Raw genomic sequence first — 21,095 nt, 5'->3', positions numbered from 1 at the left:
TTCATCATTATGCAATCAAACCAAGAGATTCTATTTGTGAAGCCATAAAGGATTGCGAGAAATAAAGCAGTGAGCAAAATTAGATTGAGTAGGTAGAATCTTCGTAGCAACAAATGAGATTCCGCGCTAAAGGGCAGAATCTCTTTAGTGGGTTGCAAGTAAAAGCGAAAATTAACGAATCGCTAAATACGCTCCTAAGCTATCTTGCGTCCAAGTCATTTGCTCTTTTTGGAAATTTTGGTAGCTTGTAAGCACTTTTTTGAAGTCGGGATTCTTAGCACTTTCTTCTTCTAAAACAATTGCGAGTGTTTTTTTGAATCCTTCAATTACTTCAGGTGGGAATGTGCGCACCTTTGCGCCCTCATTTTTGAGAATTTCTAAAGCTTTGGCATTATAGAAGTTGCCCATTGCGGTCATTTGCATATGCGCTTCGCGACTTGCAACCTCTAAAATTGTTTGCACTTCTTTAGAATAGCTTTCCCATTTTTGCTTATTGAACACAAATTCAGTAATTGAACCTGCTTCTTGCCAAGGCGTATAATAATAAGGAGCGACTTTATGAATATCTAGCTTTTGGTCAAACGCAGGAGAAACCCATTCCGCAGCGTCTAACACGCCTCTTTCTAGGTTTGGCACAATCTCTCCACCCGGAGTGTTTTTCGTCGCAGAGCCAAGCTTAGATAACACCTGTCCTGCAACTCCAACCATACGAATCCTTAAACCTTCAAAGTCTTTGAGGCTATTCATTTCTTTTTTATACCAACCCGACATTTGAATGCTTGTCGCACCGCCTAGCATTGGGTAGAGATTGTATTTATCCGCGATTTCTCGCCACAATTCCATACCATCGCCATATAAAAACCAAGCATTTTGTTCGCTATCAATCATTCCAAACGGAATCCCAGAAAACAAATTAAACGCGGTGTTTTTACCCTCCCAATAATAAGGCGCAGAATGGAATGCGTCAATCTGTCCGCTACTTGCAGCGTCAAACACTCCAAGTGCCGGCACAAGCTTCCCTGCGGGAAAAATATCTATCTGAATGCTACCGCTACTTAGTTCATTGACAACTTTTGCATAATGCTTCACTGTATCTGCTAGAATTGGCATTGTAATAGACCAAGTCATCGCTAAGCGAATCTTTAAAGTCGGTTTTTTGGTAGTTGTTGTTTGCGATTGCGCATTTGTATTCTTTGCGTTCCGTTCGCTATTGCAACCTGCCAAAGTCGCAGCTCCTAGCACAGAAGCAACTCCCAAACCAGTATTTTTCAAAAACTCTCGTCTTTTCATTTCTTCTCCTTGTTAAAAAATAAATTCTAAAATCTTAGCCCAATCTGCACTGCTTAGCGTTAATTGTGGGAAGCAAAACACGAATCCTAGAATTAAAACTTGCAATAAAATAAATGGAATCACACCTCTATAAATTTCTCCGATTCTAATGGAATCTCCCACTGCGGATTTCAAAAAGAAAATAGAGAATCCAAAAGGTGGCGTGAGAAAGCTTGTTTGCAAATTAATTGCGACAAGTAATGCAAACCATAGCATATCTACTTGATAGTGCATAGCAATCCCTGCTAGAATCGGCAAGGCGATATAGCAAATTTCAAAAAAATCAATCAAGAATCCAAGAATAAAAACAACAAGCATGGCAACAAGCATAAAATAAAAGGGCGAATCAAGATAGTTTGAAAAAAATTCCAACACGAAAACATCGCCACCTAATTCGTTGAAAACGAGCGTGAAGCAATTTGCGCCAATGAGAATCATAAAAACCATTCCGCAGAATAGAATAGTTTCGGCACTTGCTTGTTTGATGAGGTTAAAATGTAGTTGTCCATTAAAAAAGCTTAAAACAAGCGCACCCATTACGCCAAGTGCTGCTGCTTGTGTTGGTTCTACGATTCCCCCTAAAATGCTTCCTAAGACAAGGACGATTAAAAGAATCGGTGGAATCGCCATTTTGAGGGTTTCCAATGCTAGAGTGCGTATGTTTTTGGAAATTTCTAGATTTGCTGGGGCGAGTTTGGGAGCAAAAATCACGATGCCTAACACAAATAAAACATAAGCACTTACAAGCAAAATACTCGGCAAGATTGCGGCACTAAAAAGGTCGCGCACACTGACATTTAAAACATCTGCTAGAATAATCAAAATAATAGAGGGAGGGATAATTTGCCCCAAAGTGCCACTCGCGGCAACCACGCCTGAAATCAATCGTTTATCGTAATTTGCTTTAAGCATTGTTGGCACTGCGATAACGCCCATCATCACCACGGTTGCCCCTACGATTCCTGTGCTTGCAGAGAGCAACACGCCAACAAGAATCACGCCCATTGCCGCGCCACCACCAAGAGAGCCAAAAAGCTTTGCGATAGAGTTAATCAATCGTTCTGCGATTCCACTTTTCTCTAAAATCATTCCCATTAAAATAAATAATGGAATCGTGATGAGCGTTGTGTTGCTAAAGATTCCCTCCAAGCGATTGGGTAGGAAAGTCAAGACATAGGGATTCTCACCAAAAACCATAAGATAACTACCTACAATCAACCCACTTGAACCAAAGGCAAAAGCAACCGGCACACCGATTACTAAAAGCACAATAGCGATTCCAATTAAAGCTAGTAATTCCATACTTTATTCAACCTTTTGTTTCAAGCTGTTTTTGAGGGATTGCGTCTCTTGGGCAACAAAATCCAAAGGCGCGGCGAAGTTTTTCTGTTTGATTTTAACAAGGGATTTGAGAATCTCGCTAATGCTTTGCAAAGCCAACAAGACAAAACCAATCACAACAAAAGATTTGAAAATAAAATAATAAGGAATTTTTCCGTTTTGCGAAGATTCTCCTATTTTGTAAGATTGAATCGCGAAATCTAAGCCATACTTTACCATAATCAAACAAAAGGGAAGAATAAATAAAAGATTGATAAAAAAGAAGCTAATCACTTTCGTTTTGTCGCTATAATGGGCATAAATAATATCTACACGCACATGTTTATCATTCTTAAGTGTCCAAGAAAACGCCAAAAGTGCCATTAAAGCAAAGCAATAAAGGCTAAAATCGTCTAATTTGCTATTCACATACGAGAAATTAAGCGCGATAGCAAGTCCAAAAGTGAGCAAACATAATGCCCATAAACAAACCATAGACACGCGCGAACCAAAGAGGCTTGAAGTATCTAAAATACGAGTAATTTTCAAGATTTTTTGCATTATGGGGAAATTCCTAAATTTGAAACGAAAATTAAAACCTGCACTTATACCAAAAGTTTTAATAAAATTCAAGAAAACAGAATGCAAAATGTAACGAATCCTTAAAAGTTTTATTGCATTTCAAAGAATCCTAAAATTAAGATTCTTTAAGCTTTTTTAAATTTCAGTTTCAAATGCCAAAAGGGTTTTGCCAATATCTCAAATAGAAATATGCAATTCAAACGGAGATTTTTCAATCTTCTAAAATGCATTTAATGATTTCTTGAATGTGTAAATCCATCGTATCTAAAAGAGGCGCACAATCTTGTGTATCGCCAAAGAGTAGCGGCAACTCTGTGTGAGCAAGGATTATGGATTCTATCTTTTGCCCTTTTGCGTTTTTTCAATGATTTTTAAAAACCGATTCAAACTTTCTTGTTTTATGATTCCAAGCTCTAGTTCGTGAGCAATGATATGGTGAATCTCCTCGCGTTATTTTTTTTGTTTGGCAGTGGCACTCCTATGCCACATTTTTGTAAGGGAGATTGATAAAGTGAGCCTTTTATTATGGCTTTCATACCCATGAAGCCAACTTTGTGGAATCCCCGCATTTTGGGCTGCTTTTCAAGTGGATTCTACACCTACGCCACCAATCAAACCTAGCTTTTTCATTTTTTTCCTTCAAAGATTCTATGGAATCGCAAAATTAAATAGGGAGGTCTTATTATAATACTTATGGATTCTGTGCGAATGTAAAAAACCAACAACAGCAAAATAATATGTCCTTTTAAAAAGGAAATAAAATATAAAAATATCATCAAAAATATTGCTAAAAAATAGGAATCTTTAGTATAATCCCGACTTCCAAAATATACATCGGCAAAAATGTTAGATGAGTTCTTTGAAGGAAAAATAAAATGGAAAAAATTAGACTTAAGTTAAAAGCGTATGATCACCGCGTTCTTGACCGCTCGGTTGTTTCAATCGTAGAGGCTGTTAAGAGAACAGGTGCAGAGATTCGCGGTCCTATTCCGCTTCCAACCAAAAAAAGACGCTATACCGTCTTAAAATCTCCCCATATCAATAAGGATTCAAGAGAGCAATTTGAAATCAGAGTGCATACAAGAATCATTGATATTGTTTCAGCTACTCCAGAAACCGTGGATAGTTTGACAAAATTAGATATGGCACCAGAAGTGGATGTAGAAGTCCGCTCAATGGGTAAATAAGGGGTATAAATGGAATTTTTAGTAGAAAAAATTGGAATGAGCAGAACTGTTGCGAAACCAAGTATTCCTGTAACCTTGCTTAAAGTAAAATCAGCAAAGATTTGCGAAGTTTTAGAAGGTGGTAAAGCATTTGTAGCGTATCATCAAGGCAAAAGCGCAAACAAATCTATTGCGGGTCAGCAAAAAAAATATAATCTTGGTAAAGAGTATAACAAATTTGCGACGCTTGAAGTAAGCAATGCAGAAACGGGTGATTTAGATTTATCTGTATTAGAGGGAGCGAAAAGAGCAAAGGTTTCTTTTAGTACAAAAGGACGCGGTTTTAGTGGCGTTATGAAACGATGGAATTTTCAAGGTGGTCCTGCTGCGCATGGTAGTAGATTCCATAGAGCTCCGGGTTCTATTGGAAATCGTGAATGGCCCGGAAGAGTTCAACCGGGTAAGAAAATGTCTGGACACTATGGTAACGAAAAAGTAACGGTGCAAAACGAGATTATTTCTTTTGACAAAGAACATAATGTGCTTGTTTTGAAAGGTTCTGTGCCGGGATTTAATGGTGCATTTGGCAAGTTAAAGGTTGTGAAATGAGTAAAGCAATTATTTTAGATAAAGATTTAAAGAAATCAGGTGAAGCACAATTGCCTGCATCTTACAAAGAGATTAATTCACATAACCTCTATCTTTATATTAAATCCTTTTTGGCGTCATTGCGCACAAATAATGCAATGGCAAAAACTCGTGGTAGAGTGAGTGGTGGTGGTAAAAAGCCATGGAGCCAAAAAGGCGGAGGTAGAGCAAGAGCAGGGAGTATCACTTCTCCTGTATTTGTTGGCGGTGGTGTTTCACATGGACCAAGCAACAATAGAAACTATAACCTAAAAGTCAATAAAAAACAAAAAAGACTTGCATTGCAATATGCTTTGCTTGAAAAAGCAAATGCTAATAGTCTGTTTGTAGTGGATAAAATCCAAGTAGAAAGTGGTAAGACAAAAGATGCTTGTGCGCTTTTTAAAGCATTGAATCAGAGAAATACACTTTTTGTTGCGGATTTGTTTGACGAAAAGACATTTTTGGCATTTAGGAATCTCAAAGATTGTTATCTAATTGATGGTGCTGAATTGAATGCTTATTTGGTAGCGACATTTAGATCGGTAGTGATTGAAAAATCGCTTTTTGAATCTATCACTAAAGAGGGTTAATATGGCGAGTATTACAGATATTAAATCCATTATGTATACTGAGAAGTCTTTGAAATTGCAGGAGCAAGGCGTTCTTGTTGTGCAAACTTCTCCAAAATTAAGTAAAACGCAACTAAAAGAAGTGTTTAAAGAATATTTTGGTGTAACACCTTTGTCTATCAATTCTTTGAAACAAGAGGGGAAAGTTAAGCGATTTCGCGGTGTTATTGGCAAGAGAAATGACTTCAAGAAGTTTTATGTTAAGCTTCCAGAAGGCGCAAAAATTGAATCATTGGCAGTTTAAGGAGTAAAAAATGGCAATTAAAACTTACAAACCATACACTCCAAGCAGAAGATTTATGAGCAACCTTAGCTCGGAAAACATCACTGCAAAAGCTAGTGTAAGAAAGTTATTGGTTAAGCTACCTGTGCATGCAGGACGCAACAACAATGGTAGAATCACAAGTCGCCATAAAGAGGGTGGAGCGAAAAAACTCTATCGTATTATTGACTTCAAGCGCAATAAATACAATATTGAAGGCAAAGTAAGTGCGATTGAATACGATCCATACAGAAATTGTAGAATCGCATTGATTACTTACAAAGATGGCGATAAAAGATATATTATTCAACCAAGCGGTTTAAGCGTTGGAGATACGATTATTTCCGCAGAGGGTGGATTGGATATTCGTTTGGGTTATGCAATGAAAATTAAGAATATTCCAATTGGAACGGTGATTCATAATATTGAAATGTATCCCGGACGCGGAGGACAACTCGCAAGAAGTGCAGGAGCAAGTGCGCAGTTAATGGGTAGAGAGGGCAAATATTCTATCCTAAGAATGCCAAGTGGAGAGATGCGCTACATTCTAGGTGAATGTATGGCGACAATCGGAACGGTTGGAAATGAAGACTTTGCAAATATTTCTATTGGTAAAGCAGGACGCAATCGTCATTTGGGTGTGCGACCACAGACAAGAGGAGCGGCAATGAACCCGGTAGATCACCCACATGGTGGTGGTGAAGGTAAAACCGGTTCTAGCGGACACCCTGTTTCTCCATGGGGTATGCCTGCTAAAGGTTACAAAACGCGTAGAAAAAAAGCAAGTGATAAGTTGATTATTTCAAGAAGAAAAAAATAAGGAAAGTAAATGGCTAGATCAATAAAAAAAGGTCCTTTTGTTGATGAGCATTTAATGAAAAAAGTGCTTAAAGCAAAAGAGGCTAAAGATAATAAACCAATCAAAACATGGTCGCGTAGAAGCACGATTGTGCCTGATATGATTGGAATTACTTTTAATGTGCATAATGGTAGAGCTTTCGTTCCTGTTTATGTAACAGAAAATCATGTTGGCTATAAGTTAGGTGAATTTGCTCCTACAAGAACTTTCAAAGGGCACAAAGGTAGTGTCCAAAAGAAAATCGGTAAATAAGGGAGATAACAATGAGTAAAGCATTATTGAGATACATTCGTTTATCCCCAACAAAGGCTAGATTGATTGCAAGAGAAGTTCAAGGAATGAATGCTGAATTAGCGATTGCTTCATTGGAATTTATGCCTAATAAAGCAGCGAGAATAATTTCTAAGGTGATTGCATCAGCAGTTGCAAATGGTGGTTATGAGGCTGAAAATGTTATCGTCTCTTCTTGTAGAGTAGATGCTGGTCCTGTGCTTAGACGCTTTACGCCAAGAGCTAGAGGAAGAGCAACTCCAGTAAGAAAACCTACTTCACATATTTTTGTAGAAGTAGCACAAAAAAGTAAGGATAAGTAATGGGTCAAAAAGTTAATCCGATTGGTCTAAGACTTGGTATCAATAGAAATTGGGAATCACGATGGTTTCCTTCATTTACTAGTGCGCCACAAAATATAGCGGAAGACCATAAAATCAGAAAATTCTTAAAAAAAGAGCTATATTACGCAGGTGTAAGTGATATTTTGGTAGAGCGCACCGCTAAAAAAGTTCGTGTAACGGTTGTTGCAGCGCGTCCGGGCATTATTATCGGCAAAAAAGGGGCAGATGTAGAGAAGCTAAAAGAATCTCTAAAAAAGATTGTGGATAAAGATATTTTCATTAATATCAAAGAGGTTAAAAAGCCTCAAAGCAACGCACAATTGTCCGCTGAAAGCGTAGCAACACAACTTGAAAGACGCGTAGCTTTTAGACGCGCGATGAAGAAAGTTATGCAAGGTGCAATGAAATCTGGAGCAAAGGGCATTAAAGTTCGTGTTTCTGGTCGTTTAGCAGGAGCTGAAATGGCAAGAACAGAATGGTATATGGAAGGTAGAATCCCGCTTCATACGCTTAGAGCGAAAATTGACTATGGTTTTGCAGAAGCCTTAACAACTTATGGAAATATTGGCGTAAAAGTATGGATTTTTAAAGGCGAAGTTCTACAAAAAGGAATCCAAGCAGAAAAACAAACTGAAGAGGGCGAAGAAAAAACAAGTCGTCCAGCAAGAAAGAGAAGGGGGCAATAAACAATGTTAATGCCAAAAAGAACAAAATATAGAAAGCAAATGAAAGGACGCAACCGCGGTAAAGCGTTTCGCGGCACTTCGTTAGCATTTGGTGAATTTGGGATTAAAGCTTTAGAGCATGGTAGGATTGATTCGCGTCAAATCGAAGCTGCTCGTATTGCGATGACGCGTGCAACAAAAAGAACGGGAATGGTTTGGATTCGTGTTTTCCCCGATAAACCTCTAACAGCTAAACCTCTTGAAACGAGAATGGGTAAAGGTAAGGGAGCAGTAGATAAGTGGGTAATGAATATCAAACCCGGAAGAATCATTTACGAAATGGGTAGTGTAGATGAATCTCTTGCTAGAAGCGCGTTGGCTTTGGCGCAAAGCAAACTTCCTTTTAAAACAAAAATTGTAACAAGAGAGGGCGAAAATGAAATATACTGAAATTAATACAAAAACAATTGAAGAACTTAATGCTCTTTTGAAAGAAAAAGAGACGCATTTGTTTGAGTTAAATTTGAAGTTAAGAACCATGCAATTAACTAATTCAAGCGAAATAAGAATCGCAAAAAAAGATATTGCAAGAATCAAAACAGCTCTGAATGTTAAAAGGAGGGCGTAAGATATGAGTAGTGTGCAACCGCATAAAAGGGTGATTGCTGGAAAAGTTGTTACAAAAGCTGGCGACAAAAGCGTAACGATTCTGGTTGAAAGACGCGTTATACACCCAAAATATAGAAAAATTGTAAAAAGATTCAAGCGTTATATTGTCCATGATGAGAATAATAGCGCAAAAGTAGGTGATGTGATTGAGGCGATTGAATGTAAGCCAATTTCTAAAAGAAAAGCTTTCACACTCCATAAAGTTGTATCTGTGGGAGTTGAATTATGATTCAAAGTTTTACACGATTAAATGTTGCAGATAATAGTGGTGCAAAAGAAGTAATGTGCATTAAGGTTTTAGGTGGAAGCAAAAGGCGTTACGCGACAATAGGCGATGTGATTGTTGCTTCTGTGAAAAAAGCACTTCCAAGTGGAAAAGTCAAAAAAGGTCAAGTCGTAAAAGCAGTTGTAGTGAGAACGAAAAAAGAGTTGCATCGTGAAGATGGGGCTTTGATTCGCTTTGATGATAATGCCGCTGTGATTTTAGACAGCAAAAGAGATCCTATCGGGACGCGTATTTTTGGACCTGTTGGAAGAGAGATTCGTTATGCTAACTTTATGAAAATCGTATCGTTGGCACCGGAGGTATTATAATGGCAAAATTCAAGATTAAAAAAGGCGATTTGGTAGAAATAATTGTCGGCGATAAAGAAGATAAAGGCAAGAAAGCGAAAGTTTTGCAAGTATTACCTAAAACTTCTCAAGTTATCGTAGAGGGTTGCAAGGTTGCAAAAAAAGCTGTGAAACCAACAGATAAGAATCCTAAAGGTGGTTTCGTGAATAAAGAAATGCCAATCCACATTTCAAATGTTAAAAAAGCGGAGGACTAATCTATGTTTCAATTAAAGACTGCCTACAAAAATGAAATTAAACCAAAGTTGGCAGAAGAATTGGGAATCAAAAATCCTATGCTTTTGCCAAAATTAGAGAAAATCGTCATCAGTGTGGGTGCAGGTATGCACGCAAAAGATACTAAGATTATGCAAAATATTGCGGATACCATTTCGTTAATCGCAGGGCAAAAGGCGGTAATTACTCTTGCTAAGAAATCTGTTGCTGGATTCAAAATGCGTGAAGGAATGCCAATGGGTGTAAAAGTTACTTTAAGAGGAAACCAAATGTATAACTTCCTTGAAAAACTCATTGTGATTGCACTTCCAAGGGTGAAAGATTTTAGGGGTGTTCCTCGCAATGGGTTTGATGGTAGAGGTAATTACAGCTTTGGAGTTAATGAGCAACTCATTTTCCCAGAAGTAGTTTATGATGATATTATGGTAAGTCATGGTATGAATATTACCTTTGTAACTTCAGCTACAAACGATAAAGATGCGTTTAAATTGCTTGAGCTTTTTGGCTTACCTTTCGCTAAAGGAAGAACTAATGGCTAAAAAATCTATGATTGCAAAAGCAGCAAGAGCACCTAAATTTAAAGTAAGAGCATATACAAGATGTTCTATTTGTGGAAGACCGCATTCTGTTTATAGAGATTTTGGTATTTGTCGTGTTTGCCTCCGCAAAATGGGCAATGAAGGCTTAATACCGGGACTTAGAAAAGCAAGTTGGTAAGGAAGAAATATGGTAAATGATATTATCGCAGATTCTTTAACGAGAATCCGAAATGCAAGTATGAGACGCTTAGATACTACAAATTTATACTATGCCAAAATTGTAGTATCTATCCTTGAAGTTTTTCAAGCAAAAGGCTTTATTGAGGGCTTTAAAGTTGTAGAAAAAGACAAAAAACAATCCATTAATGTAGTGTTAAAATACGATGAAAAAGGACGCACTGTAATCAACGAGATTACAAGAATCTCAAAACCCGGGAGACGCGTCTATAAAGGAAGAAATGAATTAAAGCGTTTCAAAAATGGTTATGGGACGATTGTTGTAAGCACTAGCAAAGGCGTTATTGCTAACGAAGATGCTTATAAAGCAAATGTAGGTGGCGAAGCCCTCTGCAGTATTTGGTAGGAGTATTTAATGTCAAGAGTTGGAAAGAAACCTATTAGCATTCCAAGTAGTGTTCAAGTAAGCATTGAAGGGAGCAAAATAGTTTTTAAGGGTGGCAAACTTACAAAAGAGTTAGAAACTTATGGGCGTGTAGGTATTGCATTTAAAGATGGAGAATTAACTTTTTCTTTGAATGGAGAAAATGCCCAAGCTAAAGCGTATTGGGGAACTTACAGGGCTTTAGCTAATAATATCGTAGTGGGTTTGACAGAAGGTTTTACAAAGCAATTAGAAATCAATGGTGTAGGTTATAAAGCAGCTGTAAAAGGCAAAGTTTTAGAACTTGCTCTTGGTTTTTCTCACCCTATTAACTATGACATACCAGAAGGTGTTGAGATTTCAGTTGATAAGAATCTTGTTACAATTAAAGGTTCTGATAAGCAGCAAATTGGACAGATTGCGGCTGAAATTAGGGAGTTTAGACCACCAGAACCTTATAAAGGCAAAGGTGTAAAATATACTGATGAGCGTATTATCCGCAAAGCTGGTAAAACTTCTAAGAAATAAGGATAAATAATGGTAAATAAAGTTATTAGACAAAAAAGAAGTTTAAGATTGAAAAGAAAATTAAGAATCCGCGCTAAAGTTTTTGGAAGTGCTGCAACTCCAAGATTAAGCATTTTTCGCTCAAATAAATATTTTTATGCACAAGCCATTGATGATACAAAAGGCATAACACTTGCAAGTGTAGATGGTAAAAAATTGGGCTTAAAAAACAATAAAGAAGATGTGAAAAAAATTGCTGTTGCATTGGCTGATAGTCTTAAAAAGTCAAATATTACAGAAGTGCTTTTTGATAGAAATGGCTATCTATACCATGGTGTTGTTGCAAGTTTCGCCGATTCTCTTCGTGAGAACGGAATCAATTTGTAGGGGATAATATGGAAATCAATAGAGAAGAGTTTGAAGAGTATGTTGTAAATATTGGACGCGTAACAAAAGTTGTTAAAGGGGGTCGCAGATTCCGCTTTAATGCTTTGGTAGTTGTAGGAAATAAAGCAGGTTTGGTTGGTTTTGGACTTGGTAAAGCAAAAGAAGTGCCAGATGCCATTAAGAAAGCTATTGATGACGCATTTAAAAATATCATCAAAGTGAATATTAAAGGCACAACTATTGCGCACGATGTGCAAGAAAAATACAATTCAAGCGTTGTTTTATTAAAACCAGCAAGCGAAGGAACAGGCGTTATTGCCGGTGGTTCGGTTCGTCCGGTATTGGAAAAGGCAGGAATTAAGGATATTTTGACAAAATCATTGGGTTCAAATAATCCTTATAATGTTGTGCGTGCCACAATTGAAGCCCTTTCTAAGGTTAAAGCATAAGGAGAATGTATGGCATTAGAGAATTTAGCACCTGCAAAAGGTAGCGTGAAAAAAATCAAAAGAGTAGGACGAGGGCAAGGAAGCGGTATGGGCAAAACCTCTACGCGAGGTGGTAAGGGTCAAACTGCAAGAACAGGCTCTAAACAAAAAAGAGGCTTTGAAGGTGGGCAACAACCTTTGCAAAGACGCCTCCCAAAAGTTGGTTTTACAAGTCGTGTTGTAAAGCCTTATGTGATTAATGTGGAATCCATTAAAGCAGTTGCGAGTTTGGAAGAAATCAATTTTGAAACCATTAAATCCGTTCACAAGTTTCCAAGTTATGTAACTAAAATCAAGCTAATTGGCGCAGAAGCAAAGAATCTTGCGTCTAAAATTAAAGATGAAAGAATTACAACAAGCGGAAACAAATAATGAGTAAAGCAATCGTCAATAAGATTCTCATTACTTTAGGCTTTCTTCTAGCCTATCGTGTATTGGCTTATGTCCCCGTTCCTGGTGTTGATACCACCGTGATTAAAGCGTTTTTTGACAACAATGCTTCAAATGCGTTGGGATTGTTTAATATGTTTAGTGGTAATGCAGTGGAGCGATTGAGCATTATTTCTCTCGGGATTATGCCTTACATTACAGCTTCTATTATTATGGAACTTCTTGCTTCAACTTTCCCAAATCTTGGCAAAATGAAAAAAGAACGCGATGGAATGCAAAAATATATGCAAATTATCCGTTATACCACAGTTGCGATTACACTGATTCAAGCCGTAGGTGTTTCCATTGGATTGAAGAGTTTGGGGACAGGAGCAAATGGTGCAATTATGATTGACATGAATGTGTTTATCGCTATTTCAGCGTTTTCTATGCTTTGTGGGACGATGCTTTTAATGTGGATTGGAGAGCAAATTACGCAAAGAGGTATTGGCAATGGAATCAGCTTGATTATCTTTGGGGGAATTGTCTCTGGAATCCCAAGCGCGATTGCGGGAACATTCAATCTTGTGAATACCAATCAAATCAGTTGGCTTGTATTGTTGTTTATTGCGGCAATCATCATTGTAACTGTGGCTAGTATCATTTACATAGAATTAGGTGAGCGCAGGATTCCTATTTCTTATTCTCGTAAAGTCGTAATGCAAAATCAAGACAAACGCATTATGAATTATATTCCGATTAAAATGAATCTAAGTGGCGTGATTCCGCCTATTTTTGCCTCTGCGCTTTTAATGTTTCCAAGCACGATTCTGCAAAGTTCTTCTAACAACATTGTAATGCAGATTGCGGATTTTTTGAATCCTAATGGCTATCTTTATAATGTCTTAATGTTTTTGCTAGTGGTTTTCTTCGCTTACTTTTATGCTTCCATTGTCTTTAACGCAAAAGATATTTCAGAAAACCTTAAGCGTCAGGGTGGGTTTATACCCGGGATTCGCCCCGGTGAAGGCACTGCAAACTTTTTGACAGAAGTTGCCAATAGATTAACTTTTTGGGGTGCTTTGTATTTGGCGATTATTGCAACTCTACCATGGGTTTTGGTTAAAGCTTCTGGTGTGCCATTTTACTTTGGTGGAACTGCTGTTTTGATTGTTGTGCAAGTTGCAGTGGATACAATGCGCAAAATTGAAGCTCAAATTTATATGAATAAATATAAAACCCTTAGTGCGGTGGGCTTATAATGTCAATTACCATTAGAAAACCCGCAGAAATTGAATCCTTAAGGGCTGCTAGTAGAATCGTGGCGAAAACCTTGAACCACCTAAAAAGTCAGATTAAACCAGGTATTACTTTAAAAGAATTGGACCAAATGGGCGAACAAATGATTCGCTCATGTGGGGCAACGCCATCTTTTAAAGGGCTTTATGGATTTAGTGGTTCGGTTTGCACTTCGGTTAATGAGGTGATTATCCATGGAATCCCAAACGACTATAAGTTGCAAGAGGGCGATATTATAGGATTGGATATTGGCACACAGCTTAATGGTTGGTATGGTGATGCAGCCATTACTTGCGGGGTTGGGAATATCTCGCAAGAAGATAAGCATTTGATTGCTTGTTCTAAAGACGCTTTGTATTTTGCAATCAGCCAAATTAGGGTAGGTATGCACTTTAAAGAATTAAGTGCGTTGATTGAACAATTTATTTTAGATTATGGTTATGTCCCCTTGCGTGGTTTTTGCGGTCATGGAATCGGTAGAAAGCCGCACGAAGAGCCAGAGATTCCGAATTATTTAGAGGGAACGAAAGCTAAGCAAGGCGACAAAATAAAAGAGGGAATGGTTTTTTGTATTGAACCCATGATTTGTCAAAAAAGCGGTGAGCCTGTTATTTTGGAAGATGAATGGAGTGTGGTTTCTAAAGATGGACTAAGAGGAAGTCATTATGAACACACTGTGGCAATCATTAAAAATAAGGCTGAAATCTTATCTTTGGAATAGAAATCAAAAGGAAAATAAGTGGCGAAAGATGATGTTATTGAAGTAGATGGAATCGTAAAGGAAGCTTTGCCGAATGCGACTTTTCGTGTAGAGCTTGAAAATGGGCATATTATTTTGTGCCATATTGCGGGAAGAATGCGAATGCACTATATTAAGATTCTGCAAGGTGATAAGGTAAAATTAGAGTTAACACCTTATAGCTTGGATAAAGGTAGAATTACTTTTAGATATAAGTAGATTTTAATAAGACTTTAAATATAATCTACGCTTTATTTTAAAAATTAGATAAAGCTTAATTTGTTTGGAATCTTAAGTTTTATTCTTAGTCGTTTAGGTGATTTGGAAGAGCCTTTGAGGACTATAAACTCAATGCCTAGTCTTATTTTTAGGTTTAGGAAGTGATAAATTCTATTTAAAACATTCCAAAGTGATAATTTAGAATTTTCTAAAATTACGCTTAAGTATTATAAGGCATTTGCCTTGAAAGAGGAGTAAGCTATGAAAGTGAGACCTTCTGTCAAAAAAATGTGCGACAAATGCAAGGTTATCAAAAGGAAAGGCGTGATTCGAGTAATTTGCGAGAATCCAAAACATAAACAAAGACAAGGATAAAAAGGAAGAATAATGGCGAGAATTGCTGGTGTTGATTTACCCAAAAAAAAGAGAATTGAATATGCTTTAACCTATATTTATGGTATTGGTTTAAAGACAGCAAGAGATATTTTAAATGCTGTAAATATTTCTTATGACAAAAGGGTTCAAGACCTTGGTGAAGATGAAATTTCTTCAATTGCGAAAGAAATTCAAACACATCATATCGTAGAGGGTGATTTGCGCAAGAAAGTTACAATGGACATTAAAGCTCTTATGGATTTAGGGAACTATCGTGGTCTTAGACATCGTAAAGGTCTGCCTGTTCGTGGTCAAACAACAAAAAATAATGCGAGAACGCGTAAGGGTAAGAGAAAAACTGTTGGTAGTGCATCAAAATAGGGAGTAAATAATGGCTAAAAGAAACACTAATAAAAAAAGAGTTGTCAAAAAGAATATCGCACGAGGTATTATTCATATTTCTGCTGCTTTTAACAATACAAGCGTAACAATCACGGATGAAATGGGTAATGTTATTTGCTGGAGCACAGCAGGTGCATTAGGTTTTAAAGGAAGTAAAAAATCAACTCCTTATGCTGCACAACAGGCAGTTGAAGACGCAGTCGCTAAAGCGAAAGAACATGGAATCAAAGAGCTTGGCGTCAAGATTCAAGGTCCCGGAAGCGGTAGAGAAACTGCGGTAAAAAGTTTGGGGAGCATTGAAGGTATTAAAGTTTTATGGTTTAAAGATGTTACACCATTGCCACATAATGGTTGCCGTGCGCCAAAAAGAAGAAGAGTGTAAGGAGAGACAATGGCTAGATACAGAGGTCCTGTTGAAAAAATTGAAAGAAGATTTGGTGTTAGTCTCGCATTAAAAGGTGAGCGGAGATTAGCCGGGAAAAGTGCATTAGATAAGCGTCCCTATGGTCCGGGACAACACGGACAAAGAAGAGGAAAGATTTCAGAATATGGGATTCAGCTTCGCGAAAAACAAAAAGCGAAAATGATGTATGGAATCTCTGAAAAACAATTTCATTCTATCTTTGTAGAAGCAAATCGTTTGGAGGGAAACACCGGAGAGAATCTTGTTAAGTTGATTGAAAGACGCTTAGATAATGTCGTGTATAGAATGGGATTTGCAACTACTAGACGCTTTGCAAGACAACTTGTAGTGCATGGGCATATTTTGGTAGATGGCAAGAAGCTTGATATTCCTTCTGCATTTGTTGGAGTGGGACAAAAAGTAGAGATTTGTGAAAAAACCAAAAAGAATCCGCAAGTTCAAAGAGCGATTGAGTTGACAAAACAAACAGGAATTTCTCCTTGGGTTGATGTAGATCAAGAAAAGGTATTTGGAATCTTTACGCGTTTGCCAGAAAGAGAAGAAGTAGTGATTCCAGTCGAAGAAAGGCTCATTGTTGAGTTGTATTCTAAATAATGCGTAGGAAGGTGTTAGTATGAAAAATATTAAAACTTCTCCGCATGTTCCGACAAAAATTGAAGTAAAAGAGGTGGGTGCTAATAAGATTCAGATTGTTGCCTATCCATTTGAATCCGGATATGCGATTACTTTGGCGCACCCATTGCGTAGATTATTGCTTGGAAGTTCTGTTGGTTTTGCTCCTATTGCATTGAAGATTTTTGGTGTTGCCCATGAGTTTGATTCTGTGCGCGGAATGGTTGAAGATGTATCACACTTCATTGTCAATCTTAAAACGATTCGTTTTAAAGGCAAAGATGAGAGTGAAACAATCAGTGTAGATTATAAATTTACAGGTCCAAAAGTTGTTACAGGTGCAGACTTAAATAACGATATTATAGAAGTTGTTACGCCTAATATTCATTTGGCAACCATTAATGAAGATGCAGTGTTGAGTTTTTCTATCGTGATTTGTAGGGGAATTGGCTATGTGCCAAGCGAAGAGATTCGCAATCAAGTGCCAGATGGTTTTATGCCTCTTGATGCTTATTTTACCCCGGTTACCAATGTAACCTATAACACAGAAAATATACTTGTAGAAGACGATCCAAATTACGAAAAAGTTATTTTTGATATTCAAACAGATGGACAAGTAGATCCTTTAACAGCTTTCAAAAATGCTTTAAGCGTTATGCATAAGCAAATGGCTATTTTCAATGCAGAATTAAATATTGAAGTGCCAGAAATCAGTAATGGAGATGAAGATCATCCTGAAATCAAAGCGTTGTTGCAGACGATTGATAGTTTAAACTTTAGTGCACGATGTTTTAATTGTTTGGATAGATCAGGCATTAAGTATTTGGGAGAGCTTGTGCTTCTTAATGAAGACCAGATCAAAAATATTAAGAATTTAGGCAAAAAATCTTTAGATGAAATTACCGCAAAGTTAGAGGAATTAGGCTATCCTATTGGTAAAGGACTTCCGGAAGATTTGATTGCATTGCTTAAGAAAAAATTTTCTAACTAAAGGATAATGAATGAGACATGGACATGGATATAGAAAGCTTGGAAGAACAAGCTCTCATAGAAAAGCTTTGCTAAAGAATCTTTCTATTGCTTTAATTGCAAGTGAAAAAATTGAAACAACATTGCCTAAGGCAAAAGAGTTGCAAAGCTATTTTGAGAAATTGATTACAAAAGCGAGAAAAGGTGATTCTATGGCGCATCGTTTAGCTTTTTCTCATTTGCAACACAAAGATTCTGTAAAAAAACTTGTAAAAGAAATTGCACCAAAATATGCTGAAAAAAATGGTGGATATACAAGAATCATCAAAACAAGAGCAAGAGTTGGTGATGCTGCTCCTATGGCAATTATTGAGCTTGTCTAATGCGAAATAAGATTCCTCATCAAGGAATCTTATCTAGCTTACCACATTGTGCGTTTTTTCTAAAACTTATAATTTTGCCTCATTGGCTTTAACTTATTTTGAATTATAATTAATCCTGAAAGAATTTAAGATATATTTAAATAAAAACTGCGTCATTTTAATCAGTTTTTTGGGCGAAAAGTCTTGATAATATTTTCATTGGTTTCTAAGTAACTTGCACCAATTAAATCAAGGCAATAAGGGATTGCCGGAAAAACAGCATCAAGGCATTCGCGAATGGATTTTGGTTTGCCCGGAAGATTGACGATAAGGCATTGGTTACGGATTCCGGCGGTTTGGCGAGAAAGAATCGCAGTAGGGACATATTTTAAACTTACTTGTCGCATTAGCTCACCAAATCCTGGAAGTATTTTGTGGCATACCGCCTCTGTTGCTTCAGGCGTAACATCACGCAATGCAGGTCCCGTGCCTCCTGTGGTAACAATCAAATCGCATTGCTCTTCGTCTGCAAGTTGTTGCAGATTTTGCTCGATGGCTTTAAAATCATCAGCAATAACGCGGTAAATGCAAGTAAAAGGCGTGAGCAGATATTCTTCTAAAGTTTCTTTGATTGCCTTACCTGAAAGATCTTCGTAGATTCCAGCACTTGCCCGATCAGAGAGTGTCAAAATACCAATTTTTGCTTGTTTGGTTTCTTTTAGAGTTTCTTGCATTTAAATTTCCTTAATATTTGTATGAATCCATTTTAAAATTTCTTGAATGTTGTTTAAATCTAAAATAGGCAGACGATAGGGGATTAGTGATTCTTTATTAATGCTAGAATCTATCGCGATAGCTTGGATAAAGGGCAAGAAACGCATATCAAATAGATTCCTTGCTACACAGATTCTAGGCAAAGGCAATTCCTTTAAACCTTCAACAAACAAGTAGTCGTATGCCTTGAAAGATTCTACTAGGGTTGCAAATTCCAAAGATTGATGGAATCTTAAAGTTGTTTGTGTAGCTCCAAGGATTGCAATATCTGCGCCTGTTTCAAAGAATCTTGCAGAATCCTTACCAGCAGTATCTAAAATAGCCTTATCTTTTGGGTCGTGTTTAATGATTCCTACGCGTTTTTGGGGGTGATTTGCTTGAAGATATAAGGCGATTTTTTCTATTAAAGTCGTCTTTCCGCTGTTGGAATTACCGGTAAATGCAACTGCTCTCATTGGGATTCTTTTTAAACCTAAATCAGTTTAGGATTCCGCTATATGGAAGTCGGTAACTGCGCTCTTTAGCATAGATTCTTTGTCCGTCTTTTAAATCATACTTCCAAATCGGGGCGCGGTGTTTGAAGTCTTCTATGAAATCTTCAAAAATCTCTAAGGTTGCGCGTCTTTTTGAGCTAAAAATACCCGCCATATAAGAACTTTGGTGATTCAAAACATCTCCCCTAGAGTGCGCCATTTTAAGCAAAACTTCGTTTGCTAAAGCTTTTTTAGCCCAACCCAAAAACCATTGCTCCAACAATGGCAGATAAATATCAAAGCTTAACCCCTCACACTCATTTTCTGCACGCACGATTCCTGTGAAGATTGCATTAGCTCCTAAATTGGACTGGGAGCTAAAATCAAACCAATTTTTATAGATATTTGGCGTATCTAGTGCGCCTTCAAAAATCTCTAATCCTTCAATGTGGCACTGCATTTAGCCACCGCAGACAGGAGGCAACAATACAATCTTGTCGCCATTTTTAATTGGAGTATCCAAGGAAGTAACGATTTCGTCATTAAGGGCAATTGCGCAGTCTTTAAGCCATTCTTTTAATTCTGGAATCGCTTGTAATTCTTGTTTAAGTGCGTAAAAGTCTCTTGCTTGGCTTTGAAAGGTTTTGTTGCCAAGAGGTCCTAAAAATTCAACTTCTATCATTTTTGCTCCGGAATCTCATTTGTTTTAAGCTTATAGCAAGTCAATGCGTTCTTCTTGGATTTTATAAGGCACGACTTTGTCGGATTGTTTTGGGAGTTGTGTTTCATCTGCCTCTCTTGGATAAAATTTGCCCGGATTTGGCGCACTAGATTTGACATTAGGAGCTTTATCTACGGATAAGACTTTGCCGCTTTTGCCATCTACAAAAAACATAGAACCTCGTGGATATTTTTTCATTTCTTCTTGTAGCGTTCTATCAAAATCAGTAAGCGGAGGGACTTTGACGACGACATTTGATTGGGTTTTGGGTGAAGTGGTTTGCACGAAATTATCAGCATTCGCAAGAGTATTGGCACAGAGTGCAATCAGTAAAAACCTAAAAACGGACTTCATAAACTTTCCTTAAAAAATAATTTGGCTATAATTTTATAACATTTAATAAATAAAGTAAAGGAGAATCTTAAAATGTTAGGTATTGTCGCGACACAAAACGCACCTCAAGCAATCGGTCCTTATTCCCAAGCAATGGTTGCTAATGGAATCGTCTATACTTCAGGGCAAATTGGACTAACCCCGCAAGGTGAGCTAGTAAGTGGCATAGAAGCGCAAACAAGACAGGTATTAAAGAATCTCGAAGAGGTTTTAAAAGCGGGTGGAAGCAATCTGCAAAATGTGCTTAAAACCACGATATTTTTAAGCAACATAGAAGACTTTGGAATCGTAAATGAAATTTATGCAGAGTTTTTTGGGGCACATAAACCTGCTAGAAGCACGGTAGCTGTGAAAACGCTGCCCAAAAATGCTTTGGTAGAGATTGAGTGCATTGCTTTGCAAGATTCCAATAAATCTTAAAAGAATCTGTAGGTTGCGGTTAGCTTTGCTGGCTGCTTCTTGATTTGTTGTATTGGTGCATTAATGAGTGCATAGTTTGTAATAAGGTCTTTATAAATCATAGCAAGAGTGAAGAATCAGAAGAAATGTTTGTCTAAAATCACAAAGGCAGTGATTGAGGAATTTCTTTGCAAAATAAAATCTAAAAGATTCCAATCTAATTTTATAAGATTGCTTAATGCCCAACAAACCCTTAACTTATAATCGCTTTAGAGCTTATTTGAGGTATCAATTTATCCAAAAACATTGGAATAAAACTTTTAATACAAAATATCCTTATCTCAAAGTTTTCACTGACTTTATGGATTTTATTCCAGCCATTAAACTTATGGAATCCAAAACTTTCGCTCCTGAACTTTGTAAGTTTTATGCTGCATATATGTTTGTGGTAGGAGTGGTCTATTCTTTA

39 protein-coding genes are annotated in these 21,095 nt (G+C 37.3%); 31 read left to right on the top strand and 8 right to left on the bottom strand.

What is annotated here, in order from left to right; all coding sequences use genetic code 11:
- Positions 1–171: 171 nt before the first annotated feature.
- Genes dctP through LS69_RS07055 form a run of 3 tightly spaced genes read right to left on the bottom strand, consistent with a single transcriptional unit; the run spans position 172 to position 3,210 of the window.
- On the bottom strand, positions 172–1,290 hold the full coding sequence (gene dctP / locus LS69_RS07065) for a TRAP transporter substrate-binding protein DctP (protein WP_138123539.1): 1,119 nt from the start codon (positions 1,288–1,290) through the stop codon (positions 172–174).
- Between the two features lie 12 nt (positions 1,291–1,302).
- Positions 1,303–2,631, bottom strand: a complete 1,329-nt coding sequence (locus LS69_RS07060; protein WP_138123537.1) for a TRAP transporter large permease subunit — start codon at positions 2,629–2,631, stop codon at positions 1,303–1,305.
- Positions 2,632–2,634: 3 nt separating this feature from the next.
- A complete protein-coding gene (locus LS69_RS07055; RefSeq protein WP_138123536.1) occupies positions 2,635–3,210 on the bottom strand; it encodes a TRAP transporter small permease subunit in 576 nt (191 codons plus the stop codon).
- Between the two features lie 896 nt (positions 3,211–4,106).
- Here LS69_RS07055 and rpsJ point away from each other — a divergent pair.
- From rpsJ to rplQ, 29 genes are all read left to right on the top strand, one after another.
- Entirely contained in the window at positions 4,107–4,418 is a 312-nt protein-coding gene (gene rpsJ / locus LS69_RS07050; protein ID WP_034287206.1) for a 30S ribosomal protein S10, read from the top strand.
- Between the two features lie 9 nt (positions 4,419–4,427).
- On the top strand, positions 4,428–5,006 hold the full coding sequence (rplC, locus tag LS69_RS07045; RefSeq protein WP_138123534.1) for a 50S ribosomal protein L3: 579 nt from the start codon (positions 4,428–4,430) through the stop codon (positions 5,004–5,006).
- Entirely contained in the window at positions 5,003–5,617 is a 615-nt protein-coding gene (gene rplD / locus LS69_RS07040) for a 50S ribosomal protein L4 (RefSeq protein WP_138123532.1), read from the top strand. The genes rplC and rplD overlap by 4 nt, the downstream gene beginning before the upstream one ends.
- 1 nt (position 5,618) lies before the next feature.
- The gene (locus LS69_RS07035) at positions 5,619–5,900 is read left to right on the top strand and encodes a 50S ribosomal protein L23 (protein ID WP_138123530.1); all 282 of its coding nucleotides are present in this window, start codon (positions 5,619–5,621) and stop codon (positions 5,898–5,900) included.
- Positions 5,901–5,910: 10 nt separating this feature from the next.
- Positions 5,911–6,738 (top strand): 50S ribosomal protein L2, encoded by an 828-nt coding sequence (gene rplB / locus LS69_RS07030; RefSeq protein ID WP_138123528.1) that lies wholly within the window; start codon positions 5,911–5,913, stop codon positions 6,736–6,738.
- A 9-nt stretch (positions 6,739–6,747) separates the two neighbouring features.
- The gene (gene rpsS, locus LS69_RS07025; RefSeq protein WP_138123526.1) at positions 6,748–7,029 is read left to right on the top strand and encodes a 30S ribosomal protein S19; all 282 of its coding nucleotides are present in this window, start codon (positions 6,748–6,750) and stop codon (positions 7,027–7,029) included.
- 11 nt (positions 7,030–7,040) lie between these two features.
- Positions 7,041–7,370, top strand: coding sequence for a 50S ribosomal protein L22 (rplV, locus tag LS69_RS07020; RefSeq protein ID WP_138123524.1), 330 nt, complete (start codon positions 7,041–7,043; stop codon positions 7,368–7,370).
- Entirely contained in the window at positions 7,370–8,077 is a 708-nt protein-coding gene (gene rpsC, locus LS69_RS07015; protein WP_138123522.1) for a 30S ribosomal protein S3, read from the top strand. The genes rplV and rpsC overlap by 1 nt, the downstream gene beginning before the upstream one ends.
- Before the next feature lie 3 nt (positions 8,078–8,080).
- Positions 8,081–8,506 (top strand): 50S ribosomal protein L16, encoded by a 426-nt coding sequence (gene rplP / locus LS69_RS07010; protein ID WP_115551088.1) that lies wholly within the window; start codon positions 8,081–8,083, stop codon positions 8,504–8,506.
- A complete protein-coding gene (gene rpmC / locus LS69_RS07005) occupies positions 8,493–8,684 on the top strand; it encodes a 50S ribosomal protein L29 (RefSeq protein WP_138123520.1) in 192 nt (63 codons plus the stop codon). The genes rplP and rpmC overlap by 14 nt, the downstream gene beginning before the upstream one ends.
- Positions 8,685–8,687: 3 nt before the next feature.
- Positions 8,688–8,954: a 30S ribosomal protein S17 gene (rpsQ, locus tag LS69_RS07000; protein WP_138123518.1), complete on the top strand. Its 267-nt coding sequence runs from the start codon at positions 8,688–8,690 to the stop codon at positions 8,952–8,954.
- Positions 8,951–9,319 carry a 50S ribosomal protein L14 gene (gene rplN / locus LS69_RS06995; RefSeq protein WP_138123516.1) on the top strand — a complete coding sequence of 123 codons (369 nt, stop codon included), beginning with the start codon at positions 8,951–8,953 and terminating at the stop codon, positions 9,317–9,319. The genes rpsQ and rplN overlap by 4 nt, the downstream gene beginning before the upstream one ends.
- Complete coding sequence (rplX, locus tag LS69_RS06990; protein ID WP_138123514.1) at positions 9,319–9,555, top strand: 50S ribosomal protein L24; 237 nt, start codon at positions 9,319–9,321, stop codon at positions 9,553–9,555. The genes rplN and rplX overlap by 1 nt, the downstream gene beginning before the upstream one ends.
- A gap of 3 nt (positions 9,556–9,558) precedes the next feature.
- Positions 9,559–10,113: a 50S ribosomal protein L5 gene (gene rplE, locus LS69_RS06985; RefSeq protein ID WP_138123512.1), complete on the top strand. Its 555-nt coding sequence runs from the start codon at positions 9,559–9,561 to the stop codon at positions 10,111–10,113.
- Positions 10,106–10,291: a type Z 30S ribosomal protein S14 gene (locus LS69_RS06980; protein WP_115551083.1), complete on the top strand. Its 186-nt coding sequence runs from the start codon at positions 10,106–10,108 to the stop codon at positions 10,289–10,291. The genes rplE and LS69_RS06980 overlap by 8 nt, the downstream gene beginning before the upstream one ends.
- Positions 10,292–10,300: 9 nt before the next feature.
- Positions 10,301–10,696: a 30S ribosomal protein S8 gene (gene rpsH / locus LS69_RS06975; protein ID WP_138123510.1), complete on the top strand. Its 396-nt coding sequence runs from the start codon at positions 10,301–10,303 to the stop codon at positions 10,694–10,696.
- A 9-nt stretch (positions 10,697–10,705) separates the two neighbouring features.
- Positions 10,706–11,242, top strand: a complete 537-nt coding sequence (gene rplF, locus LS69_RS06970) for a 50S ribosomal protein L6 (RefSeq protein WP_138123508.1) — start codon at positions 10,706–10,708, stop codon at positions 11,240–11,242.
- A gap of 9 nt (positions 11,243–11,251) precedes the next feature.
- Positions 11,252–11,608: a 50S ribosomal protein L18 gene (gene rplR / locus LS69_RS06965; protein ID WP_138123506.1), complete on the top strand. Its 357-nt coding sequence runs from the start codon at positions 11,252–11,254 to the stop codon at positions 11,606–11,608.
- An 8-nt stretch (positions 11,609–11,616) separates the two neighbouring features.
- Positions 11,617–12,057, top strand: a complete 441-nt coding sequence (gene rpsE / locus LS69_RS06960; protein WP_026943282.1) for a 30S ribosomal protein S5 — start codon at positions 11,617–11,619, stop codon at positions 12,055–12,057.
- A gap of 9 nt (positions 12,058–12,066) precedes the next feature.
- Positions 12,067–12,468 (top strand): 50S ribosomal protein L15, encoded by a 402-nt coding sequence (gene rplO, locus LS69_RS06955; RefSeq protein WP_138123504.1) that lies wholly within the window; start codon positions 12,067–12,069, stop codon positions 12,466–12,468.
- On the top strand, positions 12,468–13,727 hold the full coding sequence (gene secY / locus LS69_RS06950; protein ID WP_138123502.1) for a preprotein translocase subunit SecY: 1,260 nt from the start codon (positions 12,468–12,470) through the stop codon (positions 13,725–13,727). Before rplO ends, secY begins: the two co-directional genes overlap by 1 nt.
- On the top strand, positions 13,727–14,485 hold the full coding sequence (gene map, locus LS69_RS06945; protein ID WP_138123500.1) for a type I methionyl aminopeptidase: 759 nt from the start codon (positions 13,727–13,729) through the stop codon (positions 14,483–14,485). The genes secY and map overlap by 1 nt, the downstream gene beginning before the upstream one ends.
- A gap of 18 nt (positions 14,486–14,503) precedes the next feature.
- The gene (infA, locus tag LS69_RS06940; protein WP_026943286.1) at positions 14,504–14,722 is read left to right on the top strand and encodes a translation initiation factor IF-1; all 219 of its coding nucleotides are present in this window, start codon (positions 14,504–14,506) and stop codon (positions 14,720–14,722) included.
- A 261-nt stretch (positions 14,723–14,983) separates the two neighbouring features.
- Positions 14,984–15,097 carry a 50S ribosomal protein L36 gene (rpmJ, locus tag LS69_RS06935; protein ID WP_005022299.1) on the top strand — a complete coding sequence of 38 codons (114 nt, stop codon included), beginning with the start codon at positions 14,984–14,986 and terminating at the stop codon, positions 15,095–15,097.
- A 12-nt stretch (positions 15,098–15,109) separates the two neighbouring features.
- Complete coding sequence (gene rpsM / locus LS69_RS06930) at positions 15,110–15,478, top strand: 30S ribosomal protein S13 (protein WP_138123498.1); 369 nt, start codon at positions 15,110–15,112, stop codon at positions 15,476–15,478.
- 10 nt (positions 15,479–15,488) lie between these two features.
- Positions 15,489–15,881 (top strand): 30S ribosomal protein S11, encoded by a 393-nt coding sequence (gene rpsK, locus LS69_RS06925; protein WP_138123496.1) that lies wholly within the window; start codon positions 15,489–15,491, stop codon positions 15,879–15,881.
- Positions 15,882–15,890: 9 nt separating this feature from the next.
- Positions 15,891–16,517 (top strand): 30S ribosomal protein S4, encoded by a 627-nt coding sequence (gene rpsD, locus LS69_RS06920; protein WP_138123494.1) that lies wholly within the window; start codon positions 15,891–15,893, stop codon positions 16,515–16,517.
- Positions 16,518–16,536: 19 nt separating this feature from the next.
- A complete protein-coding gene (locus tag LS69_RS06915; RefSeq protein ID WP_138123492.1) occupies positions 16,537–17,526 on the top strand; it encodes a DNA-directed RNA polymerase subunit alpha in 990 nt (329 codons plus the stop codon).
- A 10-nt stretch (positions 17,527–17,536) separates the two neighbouring features.
- Positions 17,537–17,887 carry a 50S ribosomal protein L17 gene (gene rplQ, locus LS69_RS06910; protein ID WP_138123490.1) on the top strand — a complete coding sequence of 117 codons (351 nt, stop codon included), beginning with the start codon at positions 17,537–17,539 and terminating at the stop codon, positions 17,885–17,887.
- Positions 17,888–18,048: 161 nt separating this feature from the next.
- Here rplQ and mog read toward each other — a convergent pair whose 3' ends face one another.
- The 5 genes from mog to LS69_RS06885 are packed head-to-tail and all read right to left on the bottom strand — an operon-like array spanning position 18,049 to position 20,188.
- The gene (mog, locus tag LS69_RS06905; protein WP_138123488.1) at positions 18,049–18,600 is read right to left on the bottom strand and encodes a molybdopterin adenylyltransferase; all 552 of its coding nucleotides are present in this window, start codon (positions 18,598–18,600) and stop codon (positions 18,049–18,051) included.
- Entirely contained in the window at positions 18,601–19,095 is a 495-nt protein-coding gene (gene mobB / locus LS69_RS06900) for a molybdopterin-guanine dinucleotide biosynthesis protein B (RefSeq protein WP_138123486.1), read from the bottom strand. It lies immediately after the preceding gene.
- A 22-nt stretch (positions 19,096–19,117) separates the two neighbouring features.
- Positions 19,118–19,573 carry a molybdenum cofactor biosynthesis protein MoaE gene (locus tag LS69_RS06895; protein WP_138123484.1) on the bottom strand — a complete coding sequence of 152 codons (456 nt, stop codon included), beginning with the start codon at positions 19,571–19,573 and terminating at the stop codon, positions 19,118–19,120.
- Complete coding sequence (locus tag LS69_RS06890; RefSeq protein ID WP_138123482.1) at positions 19,574–19,795, bottom strand: MoaD/ThiS family protein; 222 nt, start codon at positions 19,793–19,795, stop codon at positions 19,574–19,576.
- Between the two features lie 30 nt (positions 19,796–19,825).
- Positions 19,826–20,188 carry a hypothetical protein gene (locus LS69_RS06885; protein WP_138123480.1) on the bottom strand — a complete coding sequence of 121 codons (363 nt, stop codon included), beginning with the start codon at positions 20,186–20,188 and terminating at the stop codon, positions 19,826–19,828.
- A gap of 72 nt (positions 20,189–20,260) precedes the next feature.
- On the opposite strand from LS69_RS06885, the gene LS69_RS06880 reads away from it, so the two are divergent.
- Positions 20,261–20,647: a RidA family protein gene (locus LS69_RS06880; protein ID WP_138123478.1), complete on the top strand. Its 387-nt coding sequence runs from the start codon at positions 20,261–20,263 to the stop codon at positions 20,645–20,647.
- A gap of 217 nt (positions 20,648–20,864) precedes the next feature.
- Positions 20,865–21,095: hypothetical protein (locus LS69_RS06875; protein ID WP_138123476.1), on the top strand; the 231-nt coding region annotated here is incomplete at its 3' end.

Source organism: Helicobacter sp. MIT 05-5294, assembly GCF_000765675.1.
In the GTDB taxonomy this organism is placed as follows: Bacteria; Campylobacterota; Campylobacteria; order Campylobacterales; family Helicobacteraceae; genus Helicobacter_D.
This window is presented reverse-complemented; position numbering and strand designations above follow the sequence as displayed.

Coding starts and splice junctions, on each gene's coding strand:
- rpsH (WP_138123510.1), top strand. CDS start 10,301: ATGGTAAATGATATTATCGCAGATTCTTTAACGAGAATCCGAAATGCA.
- rplQ (WP_138123490.1), top strand. CDS start 17,537: ATGAGACATGGACATGGATATAGAAAGCTTGGAAGAACAAGCTCTCAT.
- rplP (WP_115551088.1), top strand. CDS start 8,081: ATGTTAATGCCAAAAAGAACAAAATATAGAAAGCAAATGAAAGGACGC.
- rpsE (WP_026943282.1), top strand. CDS start 11,617: ATGGAAATCAATAGAGAAGAGTTTGAAGAGTATGTTGTAAATATTGGA.
- rplD (WP_138123532.1), top strand. CDS start 5,003: ATGAGTAAAGCAATTATTTTAGATAAAGATTTAAAGAAATCAGGTGAA.
- rplE (WP_138123512.1), top strand. CDS start 9,559: ATGTTTCAATTAAAGACTGCCTACAAAAATGAAATTAAACCAAAGTTG.
- rpsQ (WP_138123518.1), top strand. CDS start 8,688: ATGAGTAGTGTGCAACCGCATAAAAGGGTGATTGCTGGAAAAGTTGTT.
- mog (WP_138123488.1), bottom strand. CDS start 18,600: ATGCAAGAAACTCTAAAAGAAACCAAACAAGCAAAAATTGGTATTTTG.
- LS69_RS06895 (WP_138123484.1), bottom strand. CDS start 19,573: ATGCAGTGCCACATTGAAGGATTAGAGATTTTTGAAGGCGCACTAGAT.
- rplN (WP_138123516.1), top strand. CDS start 8,951: ATGATTCAAAGTTTTACACGATTAAATGTTGCAGATAATAGTGGTGCA.
- rplR (WP_138123506.1), top strand. CDS start 11,252: ATGGTAAATAAAGTTATTAGACAAAAAAGAAGTTTAAGATTGAAAAGA.
- LS69_RS07055 (WP_138123536.1), bottom strand. CDS start 3,210: ATGCAAAAAATCTTGAAAATTACTCGTATTTTAGATACTTCAAGCCTC.
- rplF (WP_138123508.1), top strand. CDS start 10,706: ATGTCAAGAGTTGGAAAGAAACCTATTAGCATTCCAAGTAGTGTTCAA.
- rplO (WP_138123504.1), top strand. CDS start 12,067: ATGGCATTAGAGAATTTAGCACCTGCAAAAGGTAGCGTGAAAAAAATC.
- rplV (WP_138123524.1), top strand. CDS start 7,041: ATGAGTAAAGCATTATTGAGATACATTCGTTTATCCCCAACAAAGGCT.
- rpsK (WP_138123496.1), top strand. CDS start 15,489: ATGGCTAAAAGAAACACTAATAAAAAAAGAGTTGTCAAAAAGAATATC.
- rpsD (WP_138123494.1), top strand. CDS start 15,891: ATGGCTAGATACAGAGGTCCTGTTGAAAAAATTGAAAGAAGATTTGGT.
- rpmC (WP_138123520.1), top strand. CDS start 8,493: ATGAAATATACTGAAATTAATACAAAAACAATTGAAGAACTTAATGCT.
- rpsJ (WP_034287206.1), top strand. CDS start 4,107: ATGGAAAAAATTAGACTTAAGTTAAAAGCGTATGATCACCGCGTTCTT.
- LS69_RS06980 (WP_115551083.1), top strand. CDS start 10,106: ATGGCTAAAAAATCTATGATTGCAAAAGCAGCAAGAGCACCTAAATTT.
- LS69_RS06915 (WP_138123492.1), top strand. CDS start 16,537: ATGAAAAATATTAAAACTTCTCCGCATGTTCCGACAAAAATTGAAGTA.
- LS69_RS06885 (WP_138123480.1), bottom strand. CDS start 20,188: ATGAAGTCCGTTTTTAGGTTTTTACTGATTGCACTCTGTGCCAATACT.
- LS69_RS06880 (WP_138123478.1), top strand. CDS start 20,261: ATGTTAGGTATTGTCGCGACACAAAACGCACCTCAAGCAATCGGTCCT.
- rpsM (WP_138123498.1), top strand. CDS start 15,110: ATGGCGAGAATTGCTGGTGTTGATTTACCCAAAAAAAAGAGAATTGAA.
- rplC (WP_138123534.1), top strand. CDS start 4,428: ATGGAATTTTTAGTAGAAAAAATTGGAATGAGCAGAACTGTTGCGAAA.
- rpsC (WP_138123522.1), top strand. CDS start 7,370: ATGGGTCAAAAAGTTAATCCGATTGGTCTAAGACTTGGTATCAATAGA.
- rplB (WP_138123528.1), top strand. CDS start 5,911: ATGGCAATTAAAACTTACAAACCATACACTCCAAGCAGAAGATTTATG.
- LS69_RS07035 (WP_138123530.1), top strand. CDS start 5,619: ATGGCGAGTATTACAGATATTAAATCCATTATGTATACTGAGAAGTCT.
- mobB (WP_138123486.1), bottom strand. CDS start 19,095: ATGAGAGCAGTTGCATTTACCGGTAATTCCAACAGCGGAAAGACGACT.
- map (WP_138123500.1), top strand. CDS start 13,727: ATGTCAATTACCATTAGAAAACCCGCAGAAATTGAATCCTTAAGGGCT.
- LS69_RS07060 (WP_138123537.1), bottom strand. CDS start 2,631: ATGGAATTACTAGCTTTAATTGGAATCGCTATTGTGCTTTTAGTAATC.
- rpsS (WP_138123526.1), top strand. CDS start 6,748: ATGGCTAGATCAATAAAAAAAGGTCCTTTTGTTGATGAGCATTTAATG.
- secY (WP_138123502.1), top strand. CDS start 12,468: ATGAGTAAAGCAATCGTCAATAAGATTCTCATTACTTTAGGCTTTCTT.
- LS69_RS06890 (WP_138123482.1), bottom strand. CDS start 19,795: ATGATAGAAGTTGAATTTTTAGGACCTCTTGGCAACAAAACCTTTCAA.
- rpmJ (WP_005022299.1), top strand. CDS start 14,984: ATGAAAGTGAGACCTTCTGTCAAAAAAATGTGCGACAAATGCAAGGTT.
- rplX (WP_138123514.1), top strand. CDS start 9,319: ATGGCAAAATTCAAGATTAAAAAAGGCGATTTGGTAGAAATAATTGTC.
- dctP (WP_138123539.1), bottom strand. CDS start 1,290: ATGAAAAGACGAGAGTTTTTGAAAAATACTGGTTTGGGAGTTGCTTCT.